This is a genomic window from Seonamhaeicola sp. ABD4_340 (genome assembly GCF_056312135.1).
Genome location: NZ_CM149981.1, coordinates 1,503,950 through 1,520,605 on the forward strand (window position 1 = coordinate 1,503,950; position 16,656 = coordinate 1,520,605).

The 16,656-nt window shown below is 31.6% G+C and carries 14 protein-coding genes; 10 read left to right on the top strand and 4 right to left on the bottom strand.

Annotated features, from left to right (window positions below; all coding sequences use genetic code 11):
- Positions 1 to 15: 15 nt before the first annotated feature.
- Positions 16 to 354, top strand: a complete 339-nt coding sequence (locus ACYX4H_RS06555; RefSeq protein WP_476238415.1) for a P-II family nitrogen regulator — start codon at positions 16 to 18, stop codon at positions 352 to 354.
- 37 nt (positions 355 to 391) lie between these two features.
- A complete protein-coding gene (locus tag ACYX4H_RS06560; protein ID WP_476238416.1) occupies positions 392 to 1,633 on the top strand; it encodes an ammonium transporter in 1,242 nt (413 codons plus the stop codon).
- A gap of 408 nt (positions 1,634 to 2,041) precedes the next feature.
- Here ACYX4H_RS06560 and ACYX4H_RS06565 read toward each other — a convergent pair whose 3' ends face one another.
- Positions 2,042 to 4,633, bottom strand: coding sequence for a phosphoenolpyruvate carboxylase (locus tag ACYX4H_RS06565; RefSeq protein ID WP_475294831.1), 2,592 nt, complete (start codon positions 4,631 to 4,633; stop codon positions 2,042 to 2,044).
- Positions 4,634 to 4,926: 293 nt separating this feature from the next.
- Here ACYX4H_RS06565 and ACYX4H_RS06570 point away from each other — a divergent pair, with 293 nt between their 5' ends.
- The 3 genes from ACYX4H_RS06570 to nadB all read left to right on the top strand — a co-directional run bounded on the left by ACYX4H_RS06570 (position 4,927) and on the right by nadB (position 9,400).
- Positions 4,927 to 6,732 (top strand): hypothetical protein, encoded by a 1,806-nt coding sequence (locus tag ACYX4H_RS06570; protein WP_476238417.1) that lies wholly within the window; start codon positions 4,927 to 4,929, stop codon positions 6,730 to 6,732.
- Positions 6,733 to 6,916: 184 nt separating this feature from the next.
- Entirely contained in the window at positions 6,917 to 7,843 is a 927-nt protein-coding gene (nadA, locus tag ACYX4H_RS06575; RefSeq protein WP_476238418.1) for a quinolinate synthase NadA, read from the top strand.
- A 3-nt stretch (positions 7,844 to 7,846) separates the two neighbouring features.
- Positions 7,847 to 9,400 carry an L-aspartate oxidase gene (gene nadB / locus ACYX4H_RS06580; RefSeq protein ID WP_476238419.1) on the top strand — a complete coding sequence of 518 codons (1,554 nt, stop codon included), beginning with the start codon at positions 7,847 to 7,849 and terminating at the stop codon, positions 9,398 to 9,400.
- 12 nt (positions 9,401 to 9,412) lie between these two features.
- On the opposite strand, the gene ACYX4H_RS06585 is transcribed toward nadB, so the two are convergent.
- Together ACYX4H_RS06585 and ACYX4H_RS06590 are read right to left on the bottom strand one after the other, a co-directional pair.
- Positions 9,413 to 11,797: a hybrid sensor histidine kinase/response regulator gene (locus ACYX4H_RS06585; protein WP_476238420.1), complete on the bottom strand. Its 2,385-nt coding sequence runs from the start codon at positions 11,795 to 11,797 to the stop codon at positions 9,413 to 9,415.
- A 163-nt stretch (positions 11,798 to 11,960) separates the two neighbouring features.
- A complete protein-coding gene (locus tag ACYX4H_RS06590; RefSeq protein ID WP_476238421.1) occupies positions 11,961 to 12,293 on the bottom strand; it encodes a single-stranded DNA-binding protein in 333 nt (110 codons plus the stop codon).
- A gap of 199 nt (positions 12,294 to 12,492) precedes the next feature.
- Here ACYX4H_RS06590 and ACYX4H_RS06595 point away from each other — a divergent pair, with 199 nt between their 5' ends.
- The 4 genes from ACYX4H_RS06595 (at position 12,493) to ACYX4H_RS06610 (ending at position 15,248) form a co-directional block, all read left to right on the top strand.
- Positions 12,493 to 13,053: an HNH endonuclease gene (locus ACYX4H_RS06595; protein WP_475294825.1), complete on the top strand. Its 561-nt coding sequence runs from the start codon at positions 12,493 to 12,495 to the stop codon at positions 13,051 to 13,053.
- 121 nt (positions 13,054 to 13,174) lie between these two features.
- A complete protein-coding gene (locus ACYX4H_RS06600) occupies positions 13,175 to 14,125 on the top strand; it encodes an aldo/keto reductase (RefSeq protein ID WP_476238423.1) in 951 nt (316 codons plus the stop codon).
- A gap of 33 nt (positions 14,126 to 14,158) precedes the next feature.
- Complete coding sequence (locus ACYX4H_RS06605; protein ID WP_475294823.1) at positions 14,159 to 14,509, top strand: hypothetical protein; 351 nt, start codon at positions 14,159 to 14,161, stop codon at positions 14,507 to 14,509.
- Positions 14,510 to 14,564: 55 nt separating this feature from the next.
- Positions 14,565 to 15,248, top strand: a complete 684-nt coding sequence (locus ACYX4H_RS06610) for a hypothetical protein (RefSeq protein WP_476238424.1) — start codon at positions 14,565 to 14,567, stop codon at positions 15,246 to 15,248.
- A 3-nt stretch (positions 15,249 to 15,251) separates the two neighbouring features.
- On the opposite strand, the gene ACYX4H_RS06615 is transcribed toward ACYX4H_RS06610, so the two are convergent.
- Complete coding sequence (locus ACYX4H_RS06615; RefSeq protein ID WP_475294821.1) at positions 15,252 to 15,722, bottom strand: CBS domain-containing protein; 471 nt, start codon at positions 15,720 to 15,722, stop codon at positions 15,252 to 15,254.
- Positions 15,723 to 15,909: 187 nt separating this feature from the next.
- On the opposite strand from ACYX4H_RS06615, the gene ACYX4H_RS06620 reads away from it, so the two are divergent.
- Positions 15,910 to 16,626 carry a tetratricopeptide repeat protein gene (locus ACYX4H_RS06620; RefSeq protein WP_475294820.1) on the top strand — a complete coding sequence of 239 codons (717 nt, stop codon included), beginning with the start codon at positions 15,910 to 15,912 and terminating at the stop codon, positions 16,624 to 16,626.
- The last annotated feature ends 30 nt before the right edge of the window (positions 16,627 to 16,656 follow it).

The following is a 16,656-nucleotide window of genomic DNA, read 5'->3' on the forward strand; positions in this document are numbered from 1 at the left end:
TTAAAATTAAATATTATGAAAAAAATTGAAGCAATCATTAGAAAATCCAAGTACAGTGCTGTAAAAGAAGCTTTGCACGATGTTGGAGTTAACTTTTTTTCTTACTGGGACGTAACCGGTCTGGGAAATGAAAAAGAAGGGCACGTTTACCGCGGTGTGTCTTACAGTACTAGTGATATTCAACGTAGATATTTATCTATAGTTGTAAATAATGATTTCGAAGAAACTACAATTAAAGCCATTTTAAATTCAGCTGCAACTGGTGAGGTTGGAGACGGAAAAATTTTCGTGTCTGACGTTTCAGAATGCTACAGAATACGAACTGGCGAAAAAGGTGGAGACACATTAAAATAACAACAACTAAATTAAAAACTCTTAAAGAAAACGAATTATGGAAGGATTATTTACAGCAAATAACGTATGGATGATGATTTGTACGGCACTTGTGTTTTTTATGCACACAGGATTTGCTTTTTTAGAAATAGGACTTACAAGACAAAAAAATACTATTAACATTTTATTTAAAAATATTTTTATCATTACAGTTGGGCTGCTGTTATACTACATAGCAGGTTTTAACTTAATGTACCCTGGTTTTGCCGAGGGTTCTGCTGGAATTTTTGACTTTCCTGGTTTTGGTATAGCGCCGCCAGAAAACGGAATGACTCCAGAATATGCCGATGGCGGTTACACATGGTGGACAGACTTTTTATTTCAAGGTATGTTTGCAGCTACAGCAGCAACAATAGTATCTGGTGCTGTTGCAGAGCGTATTAAAATTGGTCCATTTATGATGTTTACAGTAATATATGTAGGTTTAATTTATCCAATAGCTGGTTCATGGAAATGGGGTGGTGGTTTCTTAGATATGAGAGAAACACCTTTTTATGATTTTGCAGGTTCTACTTTAGTGCACTCTGTAGGTGGTTGGGCTGCTTTAGTAGCCGTTTGGTTACTTGGTGCTAGAATTGGTAAGTTTGATAAACAAGGAAAACCACAAGCCATTCCTGGCCACAATATACCTTTAGCTACAGCAGGTGTATTAATACTATGGTTAGGTTGGTTTGGTTTTAACGGTGGTTCTGTGTTATCTGCAGATCCTGAGTTAACATCATTAACTTTAGTAACTACATGTTTAGCTGCGGCTGCAGGTGGTGTAGTGTCTGCTTTTGTATCATTCTTACGTTATAAAAACTTAGATTTAACCATGTTTTTAAATGGTATTTTAGGTGGTTTAGTTGGTATTACTGCTGGCGCAGACCAAATGACACCTGAAGATGCTATAATTATAGGTGCTATTGCTGGTGCTTTAATTGTATTTGCCGTTAGTTTTGTAGATAAAATTAAATTAGATGACCCTGTAGGTGCTATTGCTGTACATTTAGTGTGTGGTATTTGGGGTACTTTAGCCGTTGGTTTGTTTGGTGCGTTAGCTGGTGTAGATCAGTTTATTAGTCAATTAGTTGGTGTGTTGTCATACGCAGCTATTTGTATACCGTCTGCATTCTTAATTTTCTTTATTATGAAGAAAACAGTTGGTATTAGAGTTTCTGAAAAAGAAGAGCTTGAAGGCTTAGATGCTCATGAGCATGGTATGGATGCTTATGCCGATTTTAGAATGAATGAACACTAATAAAATTTAGATTATTATATAGTTAGTAAAAAGAGGTTCTTATTTTTGTATTTTTAAGAGCCTCTTTTTTTATTTAAGGTATTAATACTTTTAAATTAACCCTAACTTAGAGGTGTTTATAGCCCCAAGCGAAAGTTTGGGGCTTGTTTTTTGTAATGATATTGTGTTAAATTGAAACTATAATCACCTCTTTTTGATTTAATTGTAAGCTAATTTCCTTTTGGTTCAATATTTTAACTTTTCAAGCTAAAAAATCATTTTAAAATATAAGTTTAATGTGTTTTTTGTTATAAATTGTAACCGGTTTAAAGTTGTTATAACTTTTAGTTTTTTCCTTAATTTAGAACATAAAAAAAGCCTTCAATTTCTTGAAGGCTTTTTTGTTATTTAAAATATTACGTTGTTTTATTAAGCTGAATTTCTACTAGCATTAATATTACCAAATAGAGAGCGTGTAACTATTTTTTCAAAAATTAACTTCTCAGGATTATCATTTGCTACCCCAGCTTTTTCTAACTCTTGTACTTTTTTAAGTGCGTACTGTTGTATAGTTAAAAGAGGTAAAACAATAGATTCTCTAACTTCAATAGAAGCTTTACCTGATGGTTCATTCTCCATAAGTTCACTGTAACCTGTAAGCTTTAATAACAGTCTTTTGGTAATTTGATATTCTTCAAAAATAATATTCCAAAATGCACCAAACTCTTCGTCTTTAGCCATATACTTGGTTAAATCAAAGAATGATTTGGTTAAAGACATCATACTATTTTCTAAAAGTGTTTTAAAGAATTTTGAATTGTTATAAAGTTGTTCAACTTTTTGCCACTCGCCATTGTCTTCATAAGCTTTTAGTGCAGTACCAACGCCATAAAAACCTGGTACATTTTGTTTTAATTGGCTCCAAGAACCAACAAAAGGTATAGCTCTAAGATCTGAGAATACTAATTTATCAGATGTACCACGTTTTGATGGTCTACTACCAATATTAGTTTTAGCATAGTATTTTAAAGTACTCATGCGCTCTAAATATGGTATAAACATTGGGTGGCTTTTGAAATCTTTATAGGTTTGATAGCTTGTTTCAGCTAAGTCTGTCATAACAGCTCTATCTTCATCAGATAAGCGATTCTTTTCACCATCAATTCTATTTTTAATACCAGAACTTATTAATTGTTCTAAGTTGTATTGTGAAGAATGGTTTGTACCAAAGTTAGAGCTTACTGTTTGCCCTTGAATAGTTATTTGTACTTCTTTATCTTCAATTGTAGGTCCTAATGATGAGTAGAAATTATGTGTTTTTCCGCCGCCACGAGCTGGTGGTCCACCACGTCCGTCAAAGAAAATAACAGTAACATCGTATTTTCTAGACATTTCAGTCAGTAATTCTTTGGCTTTATAAATACCCCAGTTGGCCATAAGGTAACCACCATCTTTAGTACCATCAGAGAAACCTAACATAATATGTTGTTTGTTGCCTCTGGCTTTTAAATGCGCTCTATATTCCGGGTTTGTATAAAGTTGCTCCATTACGCTTGGTGCATTTTCTAAATCTGGAATAGTTTCAAATAATGGCGCTACATCAACCGTTAAATCATCTTTAAAAGATACCATTCTTAACATAGCAAAAAGTTGCATTACGTTAAGGGCTGTTTGGTTGTTGCTTATAATGTAACGGTTGGCTCCACGTTCGCCGTTTGCTTTTTGAATGTCTTTAATAATGGCAATGGTTTTTAATGTATTTCTAACCATTTCATCTTCAAAAGCATCTAAATCGCCAACATCATCGGTAGCTTTTGATAGTATTTCAATTTGCTCAGCTTCAGATAAAGTGTGATAATTTTCTGGAAATGATGATGTTCCCGTAGCAATTAAACTATCAATAACGGTAGTAAATACACTGTGGTGTATTCTACTATCTTGCCTAATATCTAATGATGCAAACCTGTATTCAAATAAATGAACACGGTTTATAAGGTTGTTAATTTCGGTAACGTATAATGATTGGTGTTCGTTTACAATTACATCTCTAATGCTTAAAAGTTCTGCCTTTAGTTCTTTAACGCTAATGGCTTTTTTAGATTTTAAGTTTATGCTGTAATCATACATTATAGTTTCTAAACGTATAATTCTGTCTTCAACACCTCTAAAAGTTAGTTTTTTACGTAAATCTCTTAAATCTTGATAGTATTTTTTAAGAATTGCTTTTTTAAGCTTTTTGGCAACTTTAAGTGTTGTTTCTGGTTTTACAAAAGGGTTTCCATCGCGGTCACCACCTGGCCAGAAACCAATATTTATAATGTCGTTATGTTTTTTACCATCATCATAAATATTAGATTGTATGTAGTTATATATATCGCCAAATGTTTTATAAAAAACGTTTTCTAAATACCAAATTAGGCTTTTAGCTTCTTGGTAAGGGGTTGGTTTTTTATGTTTAAAAAATGGCGTTTTACCTAACTGCCCAAACAGGTTGTTAATTTCAGTTAAGTCGTTGTTTTTAATAGCCTCGGTAAGGTTTGTAATAATACCTAAAACAGAGCCTGGATAAAACTGCGTTGGGTGTGCTGTTAGCACTATACGTACTTTAAATTCTTCAAGAAATTGTTTTAATTCTTCAAGTTTACCTTCAGATCTGGCATTGCCTTTAAGGTTTCTTAAAGTACCAACACCATCCATATTGTTTACAATAGGAAATGCGGCATCTTCAATGGCGTCAAATAATACTACTTGCCTTTCAATGTACTGAATAAAACGGAATAGTAGGTTTATTTGACTTTCCTCGGTGCGTCTTGCTTGGTATTTTTTAAAGAATGTTTCAACAATAGTTGTTGGGTCATCACCTTTAGCAAAACCTTTTTCGCAAGTTTCATGAAAAAGAGGAAGTAATACACCTGTTTTTGTAACAGAATCAAAAGGTAAAGTCATAAATATACTGTTGTATATTTGGTATTTTGACATTACGTTATGATTAAATCGCTTTAATTTTGGTTCAATAGACATTCTTTAGTTTTATGAATAATTAATAATTATTTGTTAGTAAAAATACTAAAGGATTATGAAAGCCCCTTAACCCGCATTAAGTTTTATTAATAATTTGGCATAATGTTGAACAAATTATCAATAATTAAAGAAACGCTTTATATCTTTTTACTTTTTGTAAGCAATTTTAGTGGTTGTATTTAGCTGTGTGCGTTATTACGCATGATAAATATCATATTATGTAGTAATTACTGAATTTATCTTCGTTTTTTCTTAGTTCAAATAATCTAAAAAATCATTCAATTTTTATAGCTATGAGACAACCTCATTCATTTCACATCCCAGTTATGGGTATAGCATTTACTATTGATACTCCATTAAAAGTTGCACACTATGGTATAAACTCTGTAATTTCTTTGGTAGATGATATTTTGCTAGAAAAACTACGAAAAATGTACTGCGAAAAATTTGAAATGCAATACACTGAAATAACCAATAAAGTAAAAGATTTTAGAGCAAAACGTATTACCTCATACCTGAATTTGATGAATTATTTAGTTGATGAAAAACTCACAGCTTTAAAAAATGATTCTTTAGATAAAGTTGAAGATATAAAAACCCATTTAAGCATGTTGCCAAGTGGTGCGGTTTTAAAACAAGAATTTACAAAATTACTTAAAAGTGGTATTGCTGTTTCTGAAATTAAAAAATGGTTGTCAAAACATTTAAAACAAGGAAGTATTGATGTTAACATAATGACAAAGGTTGATAAAGAAAACACGTTTAACAAGCAACAATTACCAACAGAATATAATGATGCGCATGCTGCTTTAAGAGGTTTTGCAAATAGTAAACTAGAATCTTCAGTTGTATTATCGGCAGGTTTAAACCCAAGGTTGTATGCATATATGGCGCAATTTGATGATTTTTTTCCTAATGAAAATGGCCAAATAAAAAAGAAAATAATTTTAAAAGTAAGTGATTATCGGTCGGCTTTAGTGCAGGGGAAATTTTTAGCAAAAAAAGGCTTGTGGGTTTCTGAGTACAGAATAGAATCTGGTTTAAACTGTGGAGGGCATGCCTTTGCAACTGATGGGTATTTGCTTGGGCCCGTTTTACAAGAATTTAAAGATAAACGCGAAATACTAACAAACACTATACATGAGATATTAATTGGCGCGTTAAAAACAGCTGGTAAAACGCTGCCAAAAACTCAATTGGAAACAGCAATTTCTGCGCAAGGTGGTGTTGGCACACATTGGGAACATTCGTTTTTACTAAACGAATATAAATTAGATTCTGTAGGTTGGGGTAGCCCATTTTTATTGGTGCCAGAAGCTACCACTGTAGATAATGATACGCTAAATAAATTGGCAAATGCCCAAGAAAACGATTTGTATTTAAGTGATATTTCGCCACTTGGTGTGCCATTCAATAGTTTAAAAAATAATACAAAAGACATTGAAAAAAATAAGCTAATTTTAAAACAAAGACCCGGCAGTTCTTGTCCAAAAAAGTTTGTGGCTCTCAATAAAGAGTTTACTAAAAAAGGTATCTGTACAGCATCAAGAGAGTATCAGTATTTAAAACTTAAGGAACTTGATGCCCAAAATTTATCTGCTGATGCCTATGAGAAAGCATTCAATAGTATAACTCAAAAATCGTGCACCTGTGTTGGTTTAGGCACATCGGCTTTGTTAACCTATAATTTAAGCACGAAAGTAGAAGGAGAAGGTGTTTCTGTTTGCCCAGGACCAAATATGGCTTACTATTCAAAAATAATGAGTTTAAAAAATATTACAGATCATATTTATGGCAGAGACAATATGGTAACAGATGCAAATAGGCCAAATATGTTTATTAAAGAACTTAATATTTACATAGATTTTATTTTGAAAAAAATAGATGCTTTAAAAAGCAATACGAATAAAAAAGAAGTTAACTACATTATGGCATTTACAAACAATTTAAATAATGGTATTACATACTACAAAAGGTTGTTTAATAGCGCAAAAACCGTATTTGAAGATATAAAACAACAAGCCTTAAATGAGCTTGATAAAAACGAATGTTTACTAAATAAACTGCAACAGCAACTGCAACAAAAAACACCATTTTAAAAATAATACAAGTATTTGTTTGGCAAATATTTAATTTTTTAATTAAAACACCGTTTGTATTTAATTGATTGTTATTTTTTAGTAAAAATGTAATTCAATAAAAATTATAATTAGGATATTTGTAGTTTAGTTTCAAATTAACGTGTAAAAACGCTAATTTTAACAACACTTATTTATTCAAGAAATGGATTTTGTAAAAGAGATAAACCAGTTAAGAAAAGAAAAGAATGCTGTTATTTTAGCACATTATTACCAAGAAGGTGCTATACAAGATATTGCAGATTATGTGGGTGATAGTTTAGGTTTATCACAACAAGCAGCACAAACAAATGCCGATATTATTGTTTTTGCAGGTGTGCATTTTATGGCCGAAACTGCAAAAATTATAAACCCAACAAAAAAAGTAGTGTTGCCAGATTTAAACGCAGGTTGTTCATTGGCAGATTCTTGTCCGCCAGAGTCATTTAAAGCGTTTAAAGAAAAACATCCAGATCATATTGTAATAACTTACATAAACTGTTCAGCAGAAATAAAAGCACTAAGTGATATTGTTTGTACATCATCAAACGCGCTTAAAATTGTAAATTCCGTGCCTAAAGAAACACCCATAATTTTTGCACCCGATAAAAATTTAGGGCGTTATATTATGAAAGAAACAGGCAGAGATATGTTGCTTTGGGATGGTAGCTGTGTGGTACACGAAGCCTTTTCAATGGATAAGTTAATTGAATTGCATAAAAAACACCCAGATTATAAAATTATAGCCCACCCAGAATCTGAAGAACATATTCTAAATACAGCTACCTATATTGGCTCAACTTCAGGCATGATAAATTATGTAAAAGAAAACCAAAATGATAAGTTTATTGTAGCTACAGAGGCTGGTATTTTACACAAAATGCAGTTAGAAATGCCAAACACAGAGTTAATTCCGGCACCAGCTGTTGAAGATAATACCTGTGCGTGTAGTGAGTGCCATTTCATGAAAATGAATACCATGGAAAAACTTTACAAGTGTTTATTACACGAAACACCAGCCATTGAAGTGCCAGAGCCATTAAGGTCTCGCGCATTATTACCTATTGAACGTATGTTAGAACTTTCAAAATAAACCATGCTAGAAACGCATTATTTAGTTATTGGTTCGGGCATTGCGGGTTTAACATTTTCAGTTAAAATAGCCGAAACATTTCCTGATAGAAATGTTGTTATAATAACTAAAGATAGTGAAGACGAATCTAACACAAAATATGCCCAAGGTGGTATGGCTGTGGTGCTTAATAAAGAAGAAGATTCGTTTAAAAAACACATAAAAGATACGCTTATTGCGGGTGATGGTTTATGTAAAAAAGAGGTAGTTGAGTTAGTTGTTAAAGAAGGACCAAAACGCCTAAAAGAACTTATTGAGTGGGGCGCTAATTTTGATGAAGATGCCTCTGGAAATTTAGATTTAGGAAAAGAAGGTGGCCACTCTGAATATAGAATTGTACATCATAAAGACTTAACCGGTGCCGAAATTGAACGTACACTTATAAAAAGGGTACATCAACTACCGAATATTACGTTATTGCCACATCATTTTGCTTTAGATTTGGTTACAAATCATCATGTAAAAGCAGGTAATACAGATGAGTTAACTTGTTACGGCGCTTATATTTTTAACCAAAAAACGGGCGAAATTTTCACCATAAAAGCTAATGCAACATTGTTGGCTTCGGGCGGTATGGGTTGTGTTTACGGCCACACTACAAACCCAGTTATAGCCACCGGAGATGGTATTGCCATGGCTTACAGAGCCAAAGCTCGTATTAAAGATATGGAGTTTGTGCAGTTTCACCCAACAGCATTGTATCAGGAAAAAGGCGAATCGGCTTTTTTAATTTCTGAAGCAGTTAGAGGCTTTGGGGCGTATTTGCGCAATGGAAAAGGCTACCGTTTTATGCCAGATTATGATGAGCGTGCAGAATTGGCATCGCGTGATATTGTTTCACAAAGTATTGATGCCGAATTAAAAAAATCTGGTGATAACCATGTGTATTTAGATTGTACGCATCTTGATATTGATGGTTTTAAAAAACATTTTCCAACCATATATAACAAATGTTTATCACTTCATATTGATGTTGAAAAAGATTGGATTCCGGTAGTGCCAGCTTCACACTACTTATGTGGTGGCATAAAAGTTAATAAAAAAGGCAAAACTACAATTGATAATTTATTTGCCTGCGGCGAATGTTCTAGAACAGGTTTGCATGGGGCCAATAGGTTAGCGTCAAATTCACTGTTAGAGGCTTTAGTGTATGCGCATAATATTTACAAACATCATACAAAAAAAGAATACCCAGCACATAATGTTATAATTCCTGCATGGAATGATAAAGGCACCGTAATACCCGAAGAGCACGTTTTAATTAAACACAATTTAAAAAGTTTACAAGCTTTAATGCGTAATTATGTTGGTATTGTTAGAAGCAATAAACGTTTAAAAAGAGCTATTAAACATTTAGATGTAATTTACAATGAAGTTGAAGATTTGTATCGAGAGTCTAAAATTACGCCTTCACTTTGTGAGTTAAGAAACATGGTTAATGTAGCGCACCTTATTATTACGCAATCTTTAGAGCGTAAAGAAAATAAGGGTGGTTATTTTAATAAAGATAATGTTTAAAACACGTTTTTTTTAAGCAATTTTTATATCGGGGTTGTTAGTGTCTATCTCAGAGTTAATGTGCTTATGCTGATTTATTTTTTCTAACAAAAGTTGCTTGTTTACTGGTTTTGTAAGGTAGTCATTCATACCTAAATTTAAAACTTTGGTTTTGGTTTCTTGCATAGCATCGGCAGTAACAGCAATTATTGGTATGTTATTTTTAATGCCGTTTTCACTTCCGTTTCTAATAATTTCAGTGGCTTCATAGCCATCCATAACGGGCATTTGTAAATCCATTAAAACAAGGTCATAAACATGTTGCTTAAGTGTGTCTAATGCTTCTTGCCCGTTGTTTACAATAGCAAAGGTTGTATTTGAAAAACCGCTTAAAATTTTTCGCATAACCATTTGGTTCATTTTATTGTCTTCAACTACTAAAATATGTACAGGATTATCGTTATTAGTATTATTAGTTACAGTAGTTTCAATTTGGTTAAAACTTTTCAAATTCAAATCTATAAAAACGGTTGTACCTTTGTTGGGCTCGCTGTCAATTTTAAGAGAGCCGTTAAAAAGTTCAATAATATGTTTTGCTATGGTTAAGCCTAAACCAATACCGCCAAAAGCTCTTTTATGGTTAAGTTTCATTTGGTTAAAGCTATCAAAAACGCGGTCTTTATCTTTAGGGTCTATTCCTATACCTGTATCAGATATTTGAAATGAAAAACGGCACATATCATTAGGTTGCTTTAAGCATTTTACTTTGAAGTAAATATTGCCTTCTTTTGTAAATTTAACAGCATTACTAAGCACGTTGTTTATTATTTGAATAAACCTATCAGGGTCTGCGTAAACACTTGAAGGTATTTCAGAATCCATTTCAAACGTATAATTTAACCCTTTTTTTAAGGCTTCAGCTTTCCAATTATTACTAATTTGATTGAGTTTAATTGTAGGGTTAAAACTAGTTGAATTTAACTCTAGCTTATTGGTTTCAATTTTTTCAAAATCAATAATATCATTTACATTACTAAGCAAGCTAAGTGATGCATTTTTTATAATTTCAAAAGGTTTGCGGTTGTTGTTATTTTGTTGGGTTTCTAGTTCGCTTTCGGCAATGCCCATAATGGCATTTATTGGTGTGCGTAACTCATGACTCATGTTAGACATGAAATAGGTTTTTAACTGGCTTATTTCTTCAGATTTTTTTAAGGCTTCTTCTTGCGATTTTTCTTTTTCTAGCCTTAATTTTTTTATAAGATTTGTCATTGATAACGATAGAAATATAACCTCAAAACCAGACCCAAATTTTGCACTGTTTAGCGTAATAAAATTGTTAGGTAATAAACTTAAATTATTCATTACAAAACCAAGTAAGCCAATAACTAAAAATAAAATACCAACTGAGAAAAACGGGTCTATTTTAATACGCTTAAATTGCATGGTAAATATGGTTGTAAGAATAAGTAGTAAACTAAACAAACCATTTATGTTGCTTAAAGGGTAGGCAATTTTAAGCGTTTCAGCATTTATAAATAACATTAAAAATGATATACCTATAATACCATAAATAATATTAAAAGCTTTTTTAAACGAATGTAGTTTTGTGTGAATGTTTAAAAAGTGCTCACAATATTTTAGTAAAAAAAAGTTAGATGATAATGCCGTTATTAAAACAGTTCTGCTATTAAAGTAACCGCCATTTACTAAAAAGTATTCATGTATAAAGCCATCTAAAGCGGCTTGCATTAAACCAATTGAAAATACATAAATACCATAATATAAAAATGATTTTTCTTTTAAACTAGTGTAAAAAAACAAGTAGATGATTCCGGCTAAAAAAAGGAGTCCGTAAAACAGACCAAAAAATAGTTGTTGTTTGTAGTTAACTAATAAAAATTCTGTTTCGGAGTATAGGTTTAAAGGTAAGTTTATAGTTTCACCATCACTTTTTAAATGGATATAAATATTTTGAACTTGGTTTGGTGGTAATACTAGTTTAAAAACTGTAGCGTGATGTTTTACATCTTTTTGAGTAAACGGAATTTTATCACCGTTTTTAAATAATTCTATATTGTTTTTATCAATTTTATAAAGATTAACAACATCTGTTATAGGTCTTGCGGTTTCTAAATAAAATGTTTTTGCTTGGTTATTTGTATTCTTTAGTTTGAAATTCACCCAATAATTATCGTTTGTAAAACCTACGCTATGGTTTGCAGTTTCTAGCCTTTGGTATTTTAAATTAGTAGTGTTTAAAATAGTATGAATATTATAGTTTGTTTGTCCAACATTAACATATTCAGCATATTCAAAAAGGTTGGTATTTTCGTTTTCTTGTACGTTGTAAATAGGTGCCTGAGAGAATAATGTAATGCTTATAAAGCAAATTAAAATTGAGAGTGTATATTTCATTACTAAGGGGCTATTAGAAATCAAACATACTTAACTATGGGCTTAAAAGTAATAAAATAATGTTAAAAAATGCATTTTAAAGATTATTTACGCATTTCATCGTGTTTTTTTAATTAAAAAAGGCCACTAAAATAGTGGCCAATTATTTGTGAGCAAAAAAAGGTTATTTACTAAGCATGAGTAATTCATTGCAAAGTATTTCGGTTATATAGCGTTTTTCGCCATCTTTAGTTTCATAAGTTCTATTGGTAAGTTTACCTTCTACGGCTATTTCTTTTCCTTTAGTTATGTAGCTTTCAACTACACTAACTAAGCCGCCTTTTACAACAATGTTGTGCCATTGGGCGCGTTCTACTTTGTTACCGTTTTTGTCTTTGTAACTATCATCTGTGGCAAGGGTAAATTTTGCCATTTTGTTACCATCATTAAAGTTAATAATTTCTGGGTCTTGCCCTAATCTACCAATCAACTGTACTTTGTTTCTAAGTGCGTTCATAATTTTATTTTTAAATGTTAAACAGTTAATACTATCGAGTTCTAATGTTTAGACATGGCAAATATCACACAGAAAGCAAACATTATTCGGTATTTACTTGTTTAAAATCGTTTGTAAACGTTTGTAGTCGTTTAAAAATGATTAATATTTAATTTGTTATATTTACAACATAATAGCAATCTCTCTCAAAAACAACCATATGTTAAACGTAAAAAAAGAAGCGTGGGAAACACTTAAGCGCCCTATTTGGAAAGAAAACGAAATGTACCAAGTATCAAACTTTGGTAGAGTTATTAGATTTAAAATGAAATCTAAAGGTGAATTTTTTAAGTTTTCAACAGTTGCTAATGGCTATGAAGCTTTTACTGCCGTTAAAAAAAATAAAAAAAATGATTTGCAATACGTGCACCGTGTTGTGGCCGAACTTTTTATTGAAAACCCAGAAAATAAACCTTTTGTAATTCATAAGGATTATGATAAAACTAATAACCATGTTGATAATTTAGCTTGGGTTACACGAAGTGAACTGGTGCAGCATAACTTAAAAAACCCTAATGTAATTGCTTCTAAAGAAAAAAAGAAACACAACCCGCCATATTCAAAACTGTCAGAAGGCAAAGTAAAAATGATTAAACGTAAAATTTTTGATCCTAACAGGAAAACAAGATTACGGTTAATTGCAAAACAATTTGGTATTTCTGAAATGCAACTATACCGTATTAAAACAGGCGAAAATTGGGGGCATGTTACAGATTTTTAACAAAAAATAAATATAAAACATCAAATCATTTTCTTTATTTTGAAAGTAATTTAAACCAATTACTATAAGTAATGTATTAAATTATTATGCATTTTTCAAAGTAAAAACCACTAAACACCCTATGAAAACACTACAATTTAGTAACAACCACGAAATGCCAGCTTTTGGATTAGGAACATGGAAATCTGCCGAAGGCGAAGTATATAATGCTGTAAAAACCGCTATAAAAAATGGTTACAGACACATAGATTGTGCTGCTGCTTATGGAAACGAAGCAGAAGTTGGTAAAGCCTTAAAAGAAGTTATAAACGAAGGCATTGTTACTAGAAATGAGCTTTGGGTAACATCAAAACTATGGAGCAACATGCATGCAAAAGATGATGTTATTGAAGCTATTAATAAAACATTAAATGATTTACAGTTAGAGTATTTAGATTTATACCTAATACATTGGCCCATAGCACAAAAAAAAGAGGTGCCTTTTGTGAGTAAAGTTGAAGATTTTATTCCGTTAGAAGAATTACCTAACGAACTTACTTGGCAAGGTATGGAAGAAGCTGTATCTAAAGGATTAACACAGCATATTGGTGTTTCAAATTTTGGTCCAAAAGCATTAAAGCAGTTAATAGAAAGTGCTAAAATTAAACCAGCAATGAACCAAATTGAATGTCACCCTTATTATCAACAAAATGATATGCTAGCGTTTTGTAAAAAACACGGTATTCATGTTACGGCTTATGCGCCATTAGGTTCGGGTGATAGAGCTGCTAAATTTAAAGCTGAAGATGAGCCTGTTCTTTTAAAAGACCCAGTAATTTTAAACATTGCTAAGGCTAAAAACGCATCGGCAGGTCAAATATTAATAAGTTGGGCGTTACATAGGGGTACTTCGGTTATACCAAAATCTGTAAACCCAAAAAGAATTGTAGAAAATTTTGAGGCCCAAGCTGTTGAATTATCGCAAAGCGATATGGATAAAATAGCGGCTTTAGATAAAAATTACAGATTTTTAACTGGCGAGCATTGGGTTTATGAAGGAAGTTCATACACACTAGAAAGCATTTGGGCTTAATGCCGTAGTAAATGTTTCTTAAATATAAACTTTATGGAAAGACAATGCTTAGAGTGTGGAAGCAAAATTGTTGGCAGAATAGATAAGAAATTTTGTAGTGATGGTTGCCGTAATGCTTACAATAATAAAATAAATAAAGACAATAAAAACCTTATTCGAAACACCAATAATAGGCTTAGAAAAAACTACAGAGTTTTAGAAATGCTAAACCCTAACGGAAAAACAAAAGTGTCTAGATCTAAGCTTATAGAAAATGGTTTCGATTTTAATTTTTTTACAAGTATTTATACCACAAAAGCCGGAACTGTTTATTATTTTGTATACAATCAAGGGTATTTACCTATAGATGGAGACTACTATGCTCTAGTTACCAGAGAAAAATAAAATGTAACACACCGTAATAAATACATACTAATAAGGCAATAATGTAAGTTTAATTATGCAACTATTTATACCTGTTTTATTTATTGCCGTTTTTATTACAATAGTTTTTTTATTTATTTACTACAGTAAAAAAAAGGTGTTATTACGGCAATTAGCTAAGTTTCAATTTAAAAGTATAGCACAGTTTAAAACCAATACACCCATAAAAATAATGGGTAAAGTTTTACAAAGTCATGAGCCTTATGTTATGCCTTTCAGTAAACGAAAATGTGTAGCTTTTGAGTTTAAAATAGAACAGAAAATTAGCACAGGCAAACATTCTAGATGGAAAACACTTGTTGAAAAACAAGATATTCAAGATTTTTTTATTGAAGAACGCGGTGAAGTTGTTATGGTAAAACCTACAAACCAACCAAAAAACTATATTAGTTATTTGGTGAAAGATAAACGAGTGTCTTCAGGGTTTTTTAAAGAACCAACGCCAGAGTTTAAAAAACTTTTGTCAGATTTTGATATTGATAGCCAAAACTTTTTCGGTTTAAATAAAACACTACGTTATTCTGAAAGGATTTTAGAAGTTGGCGAAACTATTGTAGTAGCAGGCGTTGCAAAATGGAAAACATTACCACAACCCATTGAGGGTTATAGCTACTCTAAAATTGCAGCTTTAGAAAGTACCAATACACAAAAATTAATAATTACAGATTTGCCCGAAGCCCAAAAAAATAAGCATACTTAATGCTTATTTCCACCAGTTTTGCCCCTTTAATTCCATGGCAGCTTTTAAAACATCTTTTTGGCTAATTTGCCCAACTAATTTACCATTTTCAATAATAGGAAAGCGTCTGCGTTTGGCATTTAAAAATTTATTAGCGGCGTCAAAAATATTCATATTACCATCAATAGTTTCAATATTTTTAGCCATATGTTTTTCAATGGTTTTATCTTGCATTGGCAAGTTGTAATAACGGCTTTCGCTAATTTGCTTAATACAATCACCTTCAGAAATAACACCAATTAATTCATTATTTTCATTAACCACTGGTCCACCCGAAATACGATTCTTAATTAAGGCTTCCATAACACTTTCAATGGTTTGGTTTGGGGTAAACGTAATCAAATTGCGTGTCATGTAATCACTCACCTTTAAAGGTTTATTTTCTGTTGCATTACCTTGTTGCCTTCTGGCTCCTTGAAAACTTTTTATACCCATAATATTTAAATTTAGTCTTACTAAATGTAGAAATTATTTTTTAGTTTTCCTAATACTAACAACTTATAAAACGCTTTGTATTAGGGTTTTTGGTTTTGTTTAATAAAAATTAACTAAAATAAATAAGATACTTTTTAAGCTAATAAATGTTTATTTTTTTAGCTTTAGGCCTTAAAATTTTAAAAAGATGAAGCAAATTTTAGTATTGCTAGTAGCAATAAGTGGTTTTGTAATGCAAGCGCAAAATAATGAAGCTATGTTAGCACATTATGAGGCTTATTACAAGGCAATGAAAAAACAAGGTGATATACAAGGTGTAATTAATGCCATGACGCATTTAAATGTATTAGCACCATCGCAGGCAAGAAAAGATACGTTGGCTTATATTTATATGGACCAAGGTATGAATACACAAGCCTTAAACACCATAGGGTTTGAAAAAAATGCTAACGATTCTGATATTGCTATTCAAGTAAAAGCTTTGGCGCTTAAAGCACTTAAACAACCCAAATTAGCTATTACTTTTTTTGAAGAAATGTTTAATAGAAACGAAAATCCTTTAATAGCTTATGAATTAGCTGAATTAAATATTCAGGTTAGAAATAATGCTGAAGCTGAAAAACATATTATTTATGGTTTAGCAAATTCAAAAGATTTAAAAAAGGCGTTTTTTGAAAGGCAAACACCTTATGAAGTACCTTTAAAATCGGCCTTTAAATATTTAAATGCTTTGAACATTTTTTCAAAAGACCCAAAAAGTAATATAGACGCAGCTGTTGATGTTTTAGATGAAGCTTTAAAAGAAGCGCCAAACTTCAATATGATTAATATTACTAAAAATGAACTGCTAAGGCAAAAGCAGGTGTTAAACAATCAAACACAAACATCAGAAGATAAAAACTAAAAAAAAAAATCGGCATTATTTAATGCCGAT